The organism is Leptospira gomenensis (assembly GCF_004770155.1).
Taxonomy (GTDB): domain Bacteria; phylum Spirochaetota; class Leptospiria; order Leptospirales; family Leptospiraceae; genus Leptospira; species Leptospira gomenensis.
Genome location: NZ_RQFA01000010.1, coordinates 1 through 15,060, shown reverse-complemented (window position 1 = coordinate 15,060; position 15,060 = coordinate 1). Strand labels below are relative to the sequence as shown.

The following is a 15,060-nucleotide window of genomic DNA, read 5'->3' as shown; positions in this document are numbered from 1 at the left end:
AAAGAATTTCGAACCTATAAGAAACGATCTCTCTTTCGGAGAAATTTCGATCAAGCGGAAGGTTCCGTGTCCGAAACTCCCTGCATGTATTCCTCGAGATACGTATGATCCGTATAATCGAGCATCTTCGTAAAATGGACCGGATCGCGTTTGTAACCCAGGATATTTTCCAGCGTTTTAAAGATGTTCAAACCTGCGCTGATTTCGATGTCGCTTCCCCGAAATTGAAGCGGATGTTCGTAACCGGCGGCGTGAGTGACGGACAAAACCTCCTTTCGCAAACCCTTGATGTAGTTGGCGTTTCTTTCGGATTTGAGTTGGACGTCCAATCCGGCTTGCAGCCAGCGGTTCTGAGTGGCGACTCCCGCCGGGCAATGATCGGTGTGACATCTTTGCGCTTGAATACAACCTACGGACATCATCGCTTCCCGAGCGACATGAATGAGATCGCAACCCATCGCGAAGGCTACGATGGCTCTATCAGGAAAACCTAATTTACCGCTTCCGATCCAGGCGATCCTTTCGGAGAGTTTTTCGTTTTGGAAAATCTGATACACCCTGGCAAACCCGACCTTAAACGGAAGCGATACGTGGTCCGCAAAGGCGAGCGGGGCCGCGCCGGTTCCACCTTCTCCTCCGTCTATCGTGATAAAGTCCGGACCTTTTCCGGTTTCCTTCATCCTTTGCGCCAGTTCGTTCCAAAATTGAATTTCGCCGACGGCGCTTTTGATTCCGACCGGAAGTCCGCTCACGGAGTGAAGTCGCTCTATAAAATCGATCAGTTCGCTTACGTTGTCGAATTCCGAATGCGCGTTAGGCGAAACACAATCCTTCCCGACGGGAACTCCCCTGATATTAGCGATTTGCTGCGTGACTTTTTTGCCCGGTAGAATTCCTCCTTTTCCCGGTTTGGCGCCTTGCGAAAGTTTGATTTCGATCATACGTACGCGGGGAGTTTCGTGGATCTTTTTCGCAAACAGATCGAGCGAAAAATTTCCCGCTTCGTCCCTCGCTCCGAAATAACCCGTTCCTATTTGCCAGACGATATCTCCGCCTAACTGGTGATAGGGACTGATTCCTCCTTCTCCCGTGTTCTGATAGCAGTGGGCCATCTTAGCTCCGAGATTCAAGGCGGAAACCGCGTTTTTACCCAAAGAACCGAAGGACATCGCCGATATATTCACGACCGAAGGAGGGCGAAAGGGTTTTTTGCGGTTATGAAATTCTCCGATCACTTTCAGACAAGGAATCATGGACGAATCGTTTTTGAGGTGTTTGACTTTGGATTCCGGAAACGGGAACGCGCTGTGTTTGATGATCGGATAACCGGCTTCATACAACAACTCCGTCGTGCCGAATCCGAAATTGTTGTTCTGTTTTTTCGCGGTCGCGTAAACCCAGGATCGTTCCGCGCGATTGAAAGGCATTTCCTCCTTATCGTTCGCGACCCAATATTGACGCAATTCCGGGCCGATCGTTTCGAACAGATAACGAATCCTTCCGACCAAAGGGAAGTTGTGTTTGATCGCGTGTCTTCTCTGGACGATGTCGTGGACGAGCGCGCAAAAGGTATAAATTCCGAACGCATACAATAAGGAAAACCAGGGATGTTCCAAAACATACCGGAGGACGGCGGAGGGATCGGAAATTTGCATCCGATAATTCTGCACCTTTTGAACAGGTTCCGCAAGAAATATTTTTACTGAGGTTTGGATTCTTCCTTGTGTTCGTAAACGAATTCCTTGGAGAATTCTCCGCGTTTGTTCATACGCGCTCCGATGAAATGAAAACCGTCCTGAAGAACGAAACTGTTGCTTTTCACCCAGTCGCCCGTGTTTATGATCCGGAGATTGGGGATACATAGGAAGTCGTGTGTGTGTCCCGAAATCAGAACCTTGTCTCCTTGGTGCGCGATCCTCGAAAGACGTTCATAATATCGTAATACTTCTTCGGTCGTGGTCGGATCCTGACGGTTGAGATGTTTGTGATAGAACGCCTCGGAAAAGCGGAACAGATCGGGAACCAGCAATGCAATCGCATGCAAAATCCTTAATAAAAAAATCGAACCGATCCAGGTGAGACGGTTGTATTGTCCTTGATGTCCGTGTAAGGCGATCAGGATCTCGTTCTCCGCTTTTTCGCAAACGTTCCAGTTGCGTTCTTTGAGATATCTTTCGATTTTCGGGGGAAGGTTCATCAGATACGACGTGGAATCGTGATTGCCCACGATGTAAATCTTGTTTCCTCCGGAGGATGCGAGAGCGTCCAGTCGATCGAAAAGTTTGTTGAAGCGTTTTTTACTTCTTCTCAGTTTCCGGGAAGCGCTGAAGAACCAATTTTCGACGATATCTCCAACGAGATACACCGTCCGAAAACGAACGTTTCTTTTTTCGAGATGATCCAGAAACTGAAAGAGCTCCTTATGTTTGTGGGATTTTATCTTTTTGTTGAGAAGGTAATGAACGTCCGAGAGAAAAATTCCTTCGTAGACTTTATTCCGTTCGAACTTCATCGGAGAATCGGCGCAGGATCAATATGACGAACGATCGCGGCTCTGTCAAACGATTCCGATCCGGTTCTTTTTTCGAAAAAATAAAATTGGATTACACTTTAAAGAATCTTAAACCGCTCCAGCGCATCCCGTTCGAGGGTTTCCCTGTGGTCCGGATGAGCGATTCCGATCAGGGCCTTGGCCCTTTGTCTGAGATTTTTTCCGTAAAGATCGGCGATTCCGTATTCTGTGATCACGTAGTGAACGTGGGCGCGGGTCGTCACCACGTCCGCGCCTTGTTTTAAAAACGGCACGATACGCGATTCTCCTTTGGAAGTTGTGGAGGGGAGGGCGATGATCGGTTTGCCTCCCTCCGAAAGAGAAGCGCCTCGGATGAAGTCCATCTGTCCTCCGACTCCGGAATATTGCTTGGTTCCGATCGTGTCCGCGCAAACCTGACCGGTGAGATCCACTTCCACTGCGGAATTGATGGCGGTCACTTTCGGATTTTTCCGGATCACGTGCGGATCGTTGATATAACCGATATCGAGCATCGCGACCTGCGGATTGTCGTCGATGAAGTCGTATAATTTTTTCGTTCCCATCACGAAACCCGAAACGATTTTACCGGGATGTTTTTTCTTATGAATTCCGGTGATCACCCCCTTTTGAACGAGTTCCATCACTCCGTCCGAAAACATTTCTGTATGGATTCCCAAATCCTTGTGCGAAGCGAGACAAGACAGAACCGCGTTGGGAATCGCGCCGATTCCCATCTGTAAGGTCGCTCCGTCTTCCACCAAGGACGCGACGTTTTTACCGATGGCCAGTTCCGTCGGCGAAGCAGCTTCGGAAACGTGTTCGTGTAAGGGAAGATTCCCTTCCACGAACGAATGAATCCTGCTCACGTGTACGATTCCGTCTCCGTGTGTGCGGGGCATGTTCTCATTCACTTGCGCGATTACGATCTTCGCGGTTTCCACCGCGGCCTTGCTGATATCGACCGAAACTCCGAGAGAACAAAAACCGTGTTTGTCAGGAGGAGAAACCTGAACGAGCGCGACGTCCAAAGGAAGGATATTCTTTCTGAAAAGAGAAGGACATTCGCTTAAGAAAATCGGAATATAGTCCGCTCTACCTTCTGCGACCGCCTGACGCGTGTTTGCCGCGACGAACAACGCGTTCGTAAAAAAACTGTTTTCCAATCCCTTCGCGGTATAAGGCGCTTGTCCTTCCGTATGAAGATGAATCATCTCCACGTTTTTCAACTCGGGTCCCCGTTGGGTTAAAGCCTCGATCAAAAGGGAAGGTGCTGCGGCAACGCTGTGAACGAAAACTCGTTGGTCCGATTCGACTAGGGAAAGCGCCGATATGGCGGAAATGAAGTTCGTTTTCATAAAGTGAATAAAATAATTCCAGTAGGGATTTTCGGAAAGGAAAACAATGCTTCAATCCATTTTTTACTTTTTTCTATCTACAGAAAACTGACATTTCTCAAGCTATCCATATATATGTCCTCCCAGCCCACCAGAACCGTTTACGTAAAATCCGAAGCGATGTTGATTTTCGTCTTAGCTTCGATTCAATTCACTCATATCCTCGACTTCGTGATCATGATGCCTCTGGGAAGTTATTTCCAGGAAGCGTTTCATATCGATCCTCAGGAATTCTCTCTTCTGATTTCCTCTTATACATATAGCGCTTTCGTTGCGGGAGTGGTCGGCGCTTTGTTCATAGATCGATTCAATAGAAAGACGGCCGCGGTTTTTTTATATTCCGGTTTTATCGCCGGAACGGCTATGTGTGCCGTGGCCGATTCGTATCGACTTCTTATGGCCGCGAGAATTTTGTCCGGGGCTTTCGGCGGAGTTTTGGGTTCGATCGTTTTCGCGTTTATCGGAGACGCGATTCCCATGGAAAGAAGGGGAAGGGCGACCGGAGCGATCATGGGCGCGTTTTCCGTAGCTTCGGTGATCGGAATTCCTTTGGGATTGAAGGTCGCTTCCTATTACGGATGGAACATGTCCTTTGCGGGAATCGCGTTGGTAAGTCTTCCGATTCTTATATTGGCTTACAATCATCTTCCGCATATCCCTCCGTATCAGGCCACCGGATCCAATCCGGTTCTCGAGTTTTTGCGGATTTTGACCTATAAAAAATACACCGCTTCGTATATGTTGATGATGTTTGTGATCCTCGGAGGTTTTACGGTGATTCCATTCATCGCTCCGTATATGGAGCGTAACGTGGGAATTCCAAAAGAGGACATTCCATTGATTTATTTTTTCGGAGGATTGGTCACGTTTTTTTCCTCCCGTTTGATCGGGATCCTTTCCGACAAAATCGGGAAACACAAAGTATTCTACACGTTGGTTCCGTTGTCCTTCGTTCCGATTCTGATCATGACACATCTCGGAAAATCGACTTTGACCGAGGTTTTGATTCTTACCACTTTCTTTATGATTTTGGTTTCCGGCAGATGGATTCCGGCATTGGCGTTGATCACTTCGAGCACGGAACCGAAGGATCGAGGAAGATTTATGACCGTAATCTCGTCCTTTCAAAATCTTGCGTCGGGCCTCGGGGCCACGATCGGAGGAAGTATTCTGGTGGCGGCCAGTCCTACGGCACCGTATCAAAATTATGATATCGCCGGATATCTGGCGATCGGGTTTAATCTGATCGCACTCGTTTTGATTTCCAGAGTGAAAACGGTTTCGTAAGAATTCGGAAAGAAATTCTTAAAAAAATTCGCTCTATTCTTGACATTTTAATGAGACAGAATATTTTGCTGCCACACGAAAAGGAGGTGGTCTAGTGAGTGATAGTTGTAGTAAACAATTGACCGGTGAGGTGGCTGAGCAATAGCCAGGGTTTCACTTTGCAGTAAGCCGTACGGGTATTGCAATCCAATCAGACCACTGACCTTTCTGAGTTTCGGGAACTGGTCATTCTCGAGCTTCCGATCTCGGCAGATGGATGCCGCGCAGACGATGCAGTCGCTCAGAAGGTTTCCCTCTTTCCCTCTTTCCCTCTTTCCCTCTTTCCCTCTTTCCCTCTTTCCCTCTTTCCCTCTTGGGGCGTTTTCTGTTCCTTGATTCCGGATCGCTCCCGATACAAACGAAAATTCTTCTCTTTTTTTCGTATCTCTAGGATTCAGGTAGAATGAAACGCGCTCTCATCTTATCCGGCGGCGGCGCCCGTGGAGCCTATCAAGCCGGGGTATTGCGGTACTTAGAGGAAATTCAATTCAAACCGGATATCATCTGCGGAACATCGGTCGGAGCGATCACTGCTACGGCCATGGGTTGCGGAATGAACGCGTTGGAAATCACCAAACTCTGGAAATCCATCGAAGCCAAAAAAGTGATGCGTTATTCGATTTGGAACGATCTGGTCGATATCTTCGTAAAAAGTTATTCGCCTTTGACGGATACGACTCCGTTGAAAAACCTTCTGTATTCCCATCTGGACTTCCGCAACCTGAGAAAAAATCCCACCGAAATCATCATCACCGCAGTGAACATTCTCACCGCGGAACTCGTGTTTTTTAGAAACAAGGACATAGACATCGAACACGTTATGGCCTCTTCGGCCATACCGATGTTCTTTCCTTGGCAGTATGTGGACGGCAAGCCGCATTGGGACGGAGGAGTGATGGCCAACACTCCGATTTTACCCGCGGTCGAACGGGGAGCCACGGACATCGTAGTCGTACTTCTTTCACCCGTCGGAGGGATCGACATGGGGCTTCCTAAAACCAGACGCGAAGGTTTGGAACGTGTGTTCGAATTGTCTCTGATAGGATCCTTTCAGACGGTGATGTCCAATCTCAATTTCGAAAAAAAAATGCGTAAAAAGAAAAAATCCAAACTCTCCTCTTTGTTGTCCATCCCCAGCGCGGAGCGGCCGGAATTAAAGATCAGGACGATCGGACCGAGGACCTCGCTCGGATTCGGAAGTATATTAAACTTTTCTCAAGTTCAGGCGGATTATCTCATCAGCCGAGGTTACGAGGACGCAAGAATTCAATTCGGAGAATATTAGAATATTATGGAAGAATTATTCGTAAAAAACGGACATTTCGTCGGAAAGGACGGAGCCGTGTATCAACTCCGAGGAGTCAATCTCTCCGGATCCGCCAAACTTCCCACAAAACCGGACGGAACCACACATTTCGACCAAACCTTGACGTTCTACAACCACAGGAACGTGTCTTTCGTAGGTCGTCCTCTCGAGGAGGATCAGGCCGAGGAACATTTCGACCGGTTGAAGAAATGGGGATTCAACTTTTTGCGGTTTCTCATAACGTGGGAGGCGATCGAACACAAGGGTCCGGGAAAATACGACACGGAATATCTGGACTACGTGGAACGGATCGTGTCCTTGGCTTCCAAAAAAGGTTTTTATCTGTTTATCGATCCGCATCAGGACGTATGGTCGCGGTTTACGGGAGGGGACGGCGCGCCTGGATGGACCTTGGAGGAATTGGGAATGGATATATCCAAGATCCGGGATTCCGAAACCGCGATCGTCCATCATCACCAAGGTAGAAATTACAGAAGGATGTCCTGGCCGCTCAACTATCAGAAATACGCATGTGGAACGTTATTCACCTTGTTCTTCGGCGGAAAGGAATTCGCACCGGATACGAGGATCGGCGGGAAAAACGTGCAGGATTTTTTGCAGGATCATTACATCGAGTCCGTATTAAAACTCGTACGAAAACTCAAAAAATACAAAAACGTGGTCGGCTTCGATTCTTTAAACGAACCTTCACCGGGATGGATCGGTAAAAAAAATCTGGGAGAGTTCGACGGTTTCGGATTCGGCAAAGTGACCAAAACCTCTCCGTTCCAGGAAATGTATCTTTCGGAAGGACGGGCGGTTTCCGCGGAGCAGGCGTATATGCTCGGCTTTTGGAGTCTTCCGTTCGGGAAGGTGAAACTCAATGCGGGAGGAGTTCCTCTCTGGAAACGGGGACAACAATGTATATGGAGAAATCACGGGGTTTGGGATTACGATCCCAACGGCGCGCCGATGATGCTCAAACCGGAATATTTTTATAGGAAAAACGGAAGGAAATACCGCTTCTATTCCGACTTCATGCAGCCTTTTATCAAGAAGTTCAAGGATCGAGTGCAGAAAGTGGAAAGTAGGTTTCATATCTTCATCGAAAGCGATCCGGCGCATCTCGAATTGGAATGGAAGGAGCCTCAGAAAAAAAATCACGGCGCGGTCGTCAACGCAACGCACTGGTACGACATATCCGTGCTTATGCTCAAACGTTATTATCCCTGGTTCGGAGTCCACGTTTTCAAACAAAAACCGGTATTCGGAAAAGAGAATATAGATAAGGCCTATGAGGAAACGATCCGAATGATACGGGAAATGTCCGAAAAGAATATGGGGAATTGTCCTACCGTAATCGGCGAAACCGGAATTCCGATGGACATCAACCAAAGGGTCGCGTATCTCAAAAAAGATTACGGAGTATTGGACAAGGCATTGGATCGAGTGATGAAAGCCGTCGAAAAAAATTTCGTACATCTGACTTTGTGGAATTATACTCCCGATCATACGCATAGTTTGGGGGATCGCTGGAACGAAGAAGACCTTTCGATTTATTCTTTGGATACGCCCGTGTCGGTGGACGAGGACGGAGGTCGTGCGGTTCGCGCATTCAGTCGTCCGTATCCGATTCGAACCAAGGGTTTGCCGACGGCGTTGTCGTTCGATATGGAACGTTCCCTATTCAAATTTTCCTTCCGACAGGATGGAAATTTATTTCCGGAAACGGAGATTTTCATTCCCGAAATCCATTACAAAGAGGGAGTAGAGGTTCTCGTAAGCGCGGGATCGTATCGATACGATCCCAAAACCAGAATCTTAAAATTCAAAGGAGAAGCAGGAGTTCTACACTACGGAATAACCGTTTTACCTTCTAAAAAATCACTTTCCACGGAACAAGATCGGGTTAAAGTGGTTTCCAATACTCAAAAGAGGAAGACTAGATGAAAAAAGTACTTATGATTTCCCTCAGCGTCGCGGCGGTTCTTTCCATGACCGTAATGTGCGGTGGACCGAAACATACCGCGGAAGAATGTGCGCCTATCGTGGAAGAAATGCTTACCAATCTGACTGCAGGACAAAAGGCGGAAGACACAGCGAATATCGCCACTATGAAAGCGACTTTGGTTCCCGTATTACAAAAAGAATGTATGTCCGGAAAATTCGATCTCACTTGTCTTAAGTCCGCAAAAAGTATTCCTGCAATTCAGGCTTGTAAGAAATAAGATATTTCGCAAAGAAGCGGGGAGGGTTTTACTTTCCCGCTTTTCGTTTTCTTCCCGCTTTTTTCCACGTTCCTCTTCGTTTCCTTCGTTCGATTCTAAAATCCGTTTCTCCATTCTTGAAACTCTTTTTTCCGAGACAAAACGTGTCGCAAAAGAAAGCACGGGACCTGGATCGAAGAAAACTCGAACGGCCCGCTTTCAATCTTCCATCAAAAAGAAACCTTCCTCGTCCGAATAACATCCGTGTTCCCGATACGGGCCGGAAGCGAAGAAATGGATTTTCTGGGCGTATCTCCTTCCCGATTTGAGACATTGCAGACAAACGTCCCAGCGGATCGCCCAATCACATTCCTCTTTTCGAAACGAGGGAAATACGCGCAGAAGCGGTTTGGATTCCGCAGATTTTTCGGAAAACGATTCGTTTCGGATTTCGGTTTGAGAATATAACCGAGGAGCAAACGGAATCTTCTCTAAGACCTGCAAACCGAAAAACAAAAAGAATACGGCACAAAGCTGGAATAAAAGAGAACGTGGAAAACGTAGGAGGAAAAACGATCTTCTCCTCCGAAGAGAAAGAGGAGAGGGAGGATTCTTTTTCTCTGAAACCGTACAATCGATCTTAGGTCGTAAAAACATCGCTTAAGAATTTTATCGAAGAATCAACCGAAGAAAACGAGGGAAAATTTCCCCGCCGTCCCGATCCAACCGAAAAAAGACAAACTTCAAAGACGTCTTCGTTGCCGATCGTTTTCCGTTTTGCCGATCATACGGATTCGATCCCTACCGCCTTTTTTCTTTCCCACCATGTTTTGAAAAGGGAGAACGAAAAAAGCGAAATCGCACCTACGTTCAGGACATGACTTGCAATCGAAGGTTTTCCCTGCATCCAGATTTGGATCAGTAGGATCGAACTCAAACCGCCTAACAGACCGTAGACCCATTTTCCACCGGGACGTTTTACTTCGTCACGAATCCAAAGATAAAACGGAATCGAAGTTCCCGCGAAAATCGCGTATCCTGCCCACTCGTTTCTTTCCCAGACGATCAGACCGATCCCGCAAATACCGGTCAGCCAAGCAGGGATCAGATAAAAATAACGGGGTCGAAATTTTTGACCGAGGGTGATTTCAAGGATTCCTCCCGCGATCGCAAGAATCGAACAGAAGGTCAGCATTCCCCAAGGATTCCAAGGAACATTCAAAAAACTCAATAGAATCGAAACTCCTACCGCGACTAAACCCAAAATTCCGGCGGTGCCGTTATAAACGATTTGCATCCTTTTCCCCTCGCGGGGATAACAAACCGATCATACATTCCTTACCGGAAAACGAAATAGAATTCAAAAAAAACGCCGGACAAACGTCCAAACGTCGGCAGAATCCGTTTCCCGTGTCGATCCGGATCGGCGGCGTTTGGAAATCGATCTTGTGAAAGACCCGCGCGTATTCGTGATTGCGGAATCGATACCGATTTGCGGCGTTACGCGAAACCTCGTCGCAAGTTTTGAATCTTTTAGAAAAATCCCGAATCTTTCAAAAAAAAATCATCGGATTGGGAGACGTTTAACGGCAATTTTCCGTTCTCAAAGCCGATTCCAACGTTCCTTCCTGGGCGGCGTCGCTTCCTTTCTCCGCAGAAGAATGATTTTCTAAACAGCGATCTGGGTTTGTTTTTTAGGAAGATTCGAAAAAGTTCAAAAAAAAGCGAAGATTTTGAAAAAAAAAACGGATCATTCTGTTAACTGAGGATAGTAAGGAAGACAGGGTTAGAGGAATTTACTTGAAATCGGGTTTCCCCTCTTCATTTTAGTTCCCAAATGACCTCCCGGAAAGAATTTATGGATGCTCTCTATCGAGAGTACAGCGGAAAGATCTTCGACTTTCTCTATAAATATAGCTCCGGGAATCCTGATGTGGCGATGGATTTGATGCAGGATACGTTTCTGAATTTTTTCAGAAAGTATTCCGATTCGGACCTGGACAAGGAACAAGCGATTCGTCTACTTTATACGATCGCGCGCAATCGGTCCATCAACCATTCCCGCAAATTCTCGACCGTAAAGGAAAGCGGGAATCCGGAGATGCAGGACTTCCAGGAACAAAAGTTGTCTTTTGTCCGAAAAGCGGAGTTGAAGGATTTGGAAGAACGTCTGCTGGTTTGTTTGGACGAATTGGAAGAGGACGAACGTTATGCGTTGATTCTCCGTTTTATGGAAGACTATAACTTGACTGCCATTGCGGAAATTATGGATATTTCGGTTTCCACGGCCTCTCGTTTGATCGTAAAGGCCACGGCCAAGGTCACGGAAATCGCGGAAAGAAAGAACTTAAAACCGTAAGATGAAAATAGATTTGGACGAGAGACGAAAAAACATTTAAAGAACGAGAACAAACGTTGGAAGAATCGGGAATGAAAGACAGGGAAGAAAAAATCCAGGCAATCTTGCTCCAAGGCAAGACGAACGAACTCAGTGCGTCCGTGGATTGGCTTTCCGAAAGTCTCAATCGCACTTGGGTTGAATATTCTCCGAAAGCGCTCGATTTCGAGACCTTGTATTCCCGCGCCCTTTCCCAGCCCTCCGAAAGTAAAGTTCTCTTTTTTTCGGGTTCGTCGCAAGGTAGAATATGGACAGGAGCGTTATCCGCCGCGGCGATCCTAATTCTGGCGATTACATTAGGATATTATACTTTTTTAAAAGATCAGACTCCCTCAAGAGCGGAACGGGGTGGAGTGGAAATTTCGCAAATCCAAGGCCCGGCCTTTGTTCTATCATCCGATTCTAAGGATCAAATTCTTTTGAAACCCGGCGTACGAATTCTGGAAGGACAAAGGGTGGTAACGGGCGAGAACGCGATTTTGAATCTCAAGGTTTCGGACGGAATTGCGGTTCGTGTGTTGGCCAATTCCGAGATTTTCTTTAGTAAGATCGACCTTTCCGAACAGTATAAGATCGGAATCGATTTGGAGAAAGGGGAACTTCTCGCGCATATCCATAAAAATCTGAAAAAAGAAGAGTTTACGGTCCGCTCCGAAACGGTTCGCGCCGAGGTCCGTGGAACAAGTTTCAGTTTTCAGAATATCACCGGGGAAGGAACTCGTATCCGCGTTTTGGAGGGTAGGGTTGCAGTCACCCCTCGGGAGGAAACCCAAAAATCGGTTCCACAGGGAGAACAGGTTTTGGAGCCGAATCAGGGTATTCTCGTAAGCCAAAAAGGTTTTGTGAGAAGTGTTTTGAGCGAATCGGAAAAGGAAACCCTTTCAGCGGAATTCGAAAAACTTCCCGTGGAATCCATTCCACGCGATAAAAACAGGGCGTATACCAGCAAACAAGAACTCTTTGACGAATTTCAAAGAATGGAACGTATCGTTCTGATCGACGGTAAATCGGTGGAAGGTGTGATCGTCGATATGGACGATTCATCGATGTATGTGCAAACCTTGGAAAAGGAAGTCGTAGTACCTCGAGAATCCGTATCCGAAGTGATTCAAATCCATTGATCGAAATTCTCTTTGACAGCGTGTCGGTAAATCGGGAAGTTTAGTTCTCGAGGACCACGTATGATCAAAGACGACCCCGGTAAAAAAAGAATCTTCAGCAATTACATCATCGACCGGGATTTTCAGCTCAAGTTTTTATTGAATTATTCCCTTCTGATCGTTTTCGGATTAATCCTGACCGTAGGTTTTCTGTATTGGTTGAATTATACCAAATTTGATAAGGGTGTGGTTTTCCGTTTGAGAAACGATCCCGTCAAAGTCTATCAAAAAGGGTTCGAGGATCAAAACGGGGTAGAAAAGGAAAAGTTCGTAGAACGGGAAATTTTTCTGCCGGATTACGATCATCGTCTGGACATGTTTACGATTCAGGTGAACGGAATTCTCCTTTTGTCCGGATTGTTTTTGGGAATGACCGCGGTTTTTACCGTGATCTATTCGCACAAGATGGCCGGTCCGGTATACAACATCAAAAATCATCTCAAAAAACTGGCCGCGGGAGAAACCGTCAAAAAGATAAAAATTCGCAAGGGAGATGAATTTCAGGAACTCGCAGACCTTCTCAACGAGGTGATCGAAAAGAGAATCCATCCGAACGATCCTACCTGAGAATTTATAGGAGAACCTCGTCGAACTCATGTTCGTCGTAGCCCGCCGGCTTGGAGTGGAAGTCCAATGACATTGTGAGTGAGCGCGAGAGAAAGAGTATCTCTTCAATCCTATCTTTTTTTACATTTCCTCGTCTTGTCCTCGTCCGTCATTTTTCCTTACTCTCGCTTTTTCCGTATGTTCTTATCTGGAACTTGCAGTGAAGGCCTCGGTTTCTTTGTGTGATCCTCAAATACTGTCCTCCAAGAATCGAAAAAACTTCGTAGAAGATTGGGAGTGGCAGAGCGGCTCGTTTCCTCGCATCCCGTTTTTTCATCATCGTATTTCGTCTCGGTCGTTTTTTTTCGCGTAGGAATGCGGTCGATTTGTAGGAAATAAATTGTGGATTTATTTAAAAAATATGATTTAGTCGTCTTTCTATGATTCGACAAGTTTCTGTCCTTTTTTTATTCGGAGTCACGGCTTTTCCTTCGTTGTTATCGGCGGGAGAGGAAGTTGCGGTGGCTCTTTTTGTCACGGGGAAAGTTCAGTTCACACAAGGTACAAAGACGGAAGCTCTTAAAAAAAATACCGTCCTTACCAAGTCCGCGAAGGTGGAAACCGCGGACGGAAAAGCGGATCTTCAACTCGGAGCAAACGCCGTGATTCGTCTGGCTCCTTATACGAAGATTGAAATCGCGGAACTTTTATCGGACGGTTCGAAGAACACCACGCAGGTCCGATTGGTTTCCGGAAAACTGTTTGCGAACGTCCAGAAATCCGGCCAGAAGGAGGACTTGCAGATCAGTTCCGCCTCGTATACGGCCGGCGTGCGCGGTACACAATTCGTGATCGGTGAAACCGGAAACGGATCTCCAAAAAACGAGGATTCCGATATTCCCGACGGAGTTTTCGTCAACGAGGGCCAGGTGGCAGTGGATTCTTCCTCGGGGGGAAGTATAAATGTGAACGCCGGACAACAGGCTTCTTGGAACGGCAAGGAACTGCTTTTGGGACCTCTTCAGGAATTCATGAAAGAGAAGATGAAAATCATTCAGACGTTTAAAACGATCAAGGCGGAAAATTACAAACTTCTCAAAGACCAAAAACTTAAGAATCAGGAATTGATGAACGGTTTTCCGAAATCCTAATTCTTAAGTCGGAACCGTTACGCATGTGCTCTTGTTGCGCGCCGCCGCGTCTTCTTCGCGGTGCGCACGTGACACTCGAAAGCAAAGGAAAATGGAAGCACAACTACAACGAAGAAGCCCTTCAACCAAAAAATGTAAGAGTTCCCACATCAAGTTGCAAACGCGTCTTCCGATCTAGAGTGTTACCGATGTGTCAGAACATACACAAAAGGGTAGTGGGAATCGCGACAGAATTACATATTATCGGAAGAGGGGAAAGGCTCCAGATTTTTATTCGAATATCCCTCGATAATTTGAAATGGGTTCGCTGAGGGCCGGATCTTACTTCTGTCAAAAGAGAAATAGGCAGGGGAATCTTGCTTTTCGATAAGGCAATGATAATGGTAACTTAAATAATAATCTAAGATAGGAAATTCAGTCCTAATGAGGAAATTTGGCGAAAACGAAGCCTTGACAGATCGGAAAAAATCACAATAATAGTTAAAAAAATGGATTTTAAGATAGAAAATAGCCAAATTGCTTTGTTTTTTCCGAAAATACCGGCCATACGAAAAACATTGTTTTCCTTGGAGGAATCGTTAGGGGATCAATTTGTGAAACCCTTTACTTTGCTACAAATTCCCGATGAGGCTTTTGAAGAGATCCCTCGCATACAAGCAAAAACAAAATTAAATCATACTTTAATGAACATTGCCCAATCAAACATAAGTTTAGTAACAAATTTTGATAATGGATGGGAATCGGATTGGTCTAAATGTCGGGAATATCTAACAAAAAATTTCAAACTTATTTATTCAATAGCCGATTGCATTGGCGCTAAAACACTTTCGTATAGTGGATTCAGTATAAATGTTTTTATACCCTTTAAGGATGAAAAGGATGCGTTAAATCATATGAATCGCGTATTCTTTCCAAATAAAGATTTAAACAAATTGCATGAATTTACTATGAGGTTTGTTCATAAACTCCAGGATAAATTTTTTATTAATTACACTTATACTTCTGTAATTAAATATAAAGCAAATAATCCATTTATTAT

General features: G+C 46.0%; 13 protein-coding genes and 1 pseudogene. 9 read left to right on the top strand and 5 right to left on the bottom strand.

What is annotated here, in order from left to right; translation table 11 throughout:
• Nucleotides 1-50 precede the first annotated feature (50 nt).
• From EHQ17_RS01245 to EHQ17_RS01235, 3 genes are all read right to left on the bottom strand, one after another.
• Nucleotides 51-1,655 (bottom strand): FMN-binding glutamate synthase family protein, encoded by a 1,605-nt coding sequence (locus EHQ17_RS01245; protein ID WP_135593144.1) that lies wholly within the window; start codon nucleotides 1,653-1,655, stop codon nucleotides 51-53.
• Nucleotides 1,656-1,699: 44 nt separating this feature from the next.
• The gene (locus EHQ17_RS01240) at nucleotides 1,700-2,512 is read right to left on the bottom strand and encodes a UDP-2,3-diacylglucosamine diphosphatase (RefSeq protein ID WP_135593146.1); all 813 of its coding nucleotides are present in this window, start codon (nucleotides 2,510-2,512) and stop codon (nucleotides 1,700-1,702) included.
• A gap of 98 nt (nucleotides 2,513-2,610) precedes the next feature.
• A complete protein-coding gene (locus EHQ17_RS01235; RefSeq protein ID WP_135593148.1) occupies nucleotides 2,611-3,888 on the bottom strand; it encodes an acetyl-CoA hydrolase/transferase family protein in 1,278 nt (425 codons plus the stop codon).
• 114 nt (nucleotides 3,889-4,002) lie between these two features.
• Here EHQ17_RS01235 and EHQ17_RS01230 point away from each other — a divergent pair, with 114 nt between their 5' ends.
• The 4 genes from EHQ17_RS01230 to EHQ17_RS01215 all read left to right on the top strand — a co-directional run bounded on the left by EHQ17_RS01230 (nucleotide 4,003) and on the right by EHQ17_RS01215 (nucleotide 8,787).
• Entirely contained in the window at nucleotides 4,003-5,214 is a 1,212-nt protein-coding gene (locus EHQ17_RS01230) for an MFS transporter (RefSeq protein WP_135593150.1), read from the top strand.
• Nucleotides 5,215-5,656: 442 nt separating this feature from the next.
• Entirely contained in the window at nucleotides 5,657-6,538 is an 882-nt protein-coding gene (locus tag EHQ17_RS01225) for a patatin-like phospholipase family protein (RefSeq protein ID WP_135593152.1), read from the top strand.
• Between the two features lie 6 nt (nucleotides 6,539-6,544).
• Entirely contained in the window at nucleotides 6,545-8,509 is a 1,965-nt protein-coding gene (locus EHQ17_RS01220; RefSeq protein ID WP_135593154.1) for a glycoside hydrolase family 5 protein, read from the top strand.
• The gene (locus EHQ17_RS01215; RefSeq protein WP_135593156.1) at nucleotides 8,506-8,787 is read left to right on the top strand and encodes a TIGR04454 family lipoprotein; all 282 of its coding nucleotides are present in this window, start codon (nucleotides 8,506-8,508) and stop codon (nucleotides 8,785-8,787) included. The genes EHQ17_RS01220 and EHQ17_RS01215 overlap by 4 nt, the downstream gene beginning before the upstream one ends.
• A gap of 198 nt (nucleotides 8,788-8,985) precedes the next feature.
• On the opposite strand, the pseudogene EHQ17_RS20350 reads toward EHQ17_RS01215, so the two are convergent.
• Nucleotides 8,986-9,180, bottom strand: a pseudogene (locus tag EHQ17_RS20350) (hypothetical protein); the annotation flags it as partial.
• 370 nt (nucleotides 9,181-9,550) lie between these two features.
• Complete coding sequence (locus EHQ17_RS01205; protein ID WP_135593158.1) at nucleotides 9,551-10,063, bottom strand: hypothetical protein; 513 nt, start codon at nucleotides 10,061-10,063, stop codon at nucleotides 9,551-9,553.
• Nucleotides 10,064-10,624: 561 nt separating this feature from the next.
• Here EHQ17_RS01205 and EHQ17_RS01200 point away from each other — a divergent pair.
• The 5 genes from EHQ17_RS01200 to EHQ17_RS01180 form a co-directional block, all read left to right on the top strand.
• The gene (locus tag EHQ17_RS01200) at nucleotides 10,625-11,125 is read left to right on the top strand and encodes an RNA polymerase sigma factor (protein ID WP_167881245.1); all 501 of its coding nucleotides are present in this window, start codon (nucleotides 10,625-10,627) and stop codon (nucleotides 11,123-11,125) included.
• Nucleotides 11,126-11,181: 56 nt separating this feature from the next.
• Entirely contained in the window at nucleotides 11,182-12,285 is a 1,104-nt protein-coding gene (locus EHQ17_RS01195; protein WP_135593162.1) for a FecR family protein, read from the top strand.
• A 60-nt stretch (nucleotides 12,286-12,345) separates the two neighbouring features.
• Nucleotides 12,346-12,891: a HAMP domain-containing protein gene (locus tag EHQ17_RS01190; protein ID WP_135593164.1), complete on the top strand. Its 546-nt coding sequence runs from the start codon at nucleotides 12,346-12,348 to the stop codon at nucleotides 12,889-12,891.
• Between the two features lie 419 nt (nucleotides 12,892-13,310).
• Nucleotides 13,311-14,021: a FecR family protein gene (locus tag EHQ17_RS01185; protein ID WP_135593166.1), complete on the top strand. Its 711-nt coding sequence runs from the start codon at nucleotides 13,311-13,313 to the stop codon at nucleotides 14,019-14,021.
• 488 nt (nucleotides 14,022-14,509) lie between these two features.
• On the top strand, nucleotides 14,510-15,060 hold a 551-nt coding region (locus EHQ17_RS01180), incomplete at its 3' end, for a hypothetical protein (RefSeq protein WP_135736119.1).

Bases quoted from the DNA above. Each gene is read 5' to 3' on its own strand.
- EHQ17_RS01240 (WP_135593146.1), bottom strand. From the start codon at position 2,512: ATGAAGTTCGAACGGAATAAAGTCTACGAAGGAATTTTTCTCTCGGAC.
- EHQ17_RS01225 (WP_135593152.1), top strand. From the start codon at position 5,657: ATGAAACGCGCTCTCATCTTATCCGGCGGCGGCGCCCGTGGAGCCTAT.
- EHQ17_RS01235 (WP_135593148.1), bottom strand. From the start codon at position 3,888: ATGAAAACGAACTTCATTTCCGCCATATCGGCGCTTTCCCTAGTCGAA.
- EHQ17_RS01215 (WP_135593156.1), top strand. From the start codon at position 8,506: ATGAAAAAAGTACTTATGATTTCCCTCAGCGTCGCGGCGGTTCTTTCC.
- EHQ17_RS01245 (WP_135593144.1), bottom strand. From the start codon at position 1,655: ATGCAAATTTCCGATCCCTCCGCCGTCCTCCGGTATGTTTTGGAACAT.
- EHQ17_RS01230 (WP_135593150.1), top strand. From the start codon at position 4,003: ATGTCCTCCCAGCCCACCAGAACCGTTTACGTAAAATCCGAAGCGATG.
- EHQ17_RS01220 (WP_135593154.1), top strand. From the start codon at position 6,545: ATGGAAGAATTATTCGTAAAAAACGGACATTTCGTCGGAAAGGACGGA.
- EHQ17_RS01190 (WP_135593164.1), top strand. From the start codon at position 12,346: ATGATCAAAGACGACCCCGGTAAAAAAAGAATCTTCAGCAATTACATC.
- EHQ17_RS01200 (WP_167881245.1), top strand. From the start codon at position 10,625: ATGGATGCTCTCTATCGAGAGTACAGCGGAAAGATCTTCGACTTTCTC.
- EHQ17_RS01185 (WP_135593166.1), top strand. From the start codon at position 13,311: ATGATTCGACAAGTTTCTGTCCTTTTTTTATTCGGAGTCACGGCTTTT.
- EHQ17_RS01205 (WP_135593158.1), bottom strand. From the start codon at position 10,063: ATGCAAATCGTTTATAACGGCACCGCCGGAATTTTGGGTTTAGTCGCG.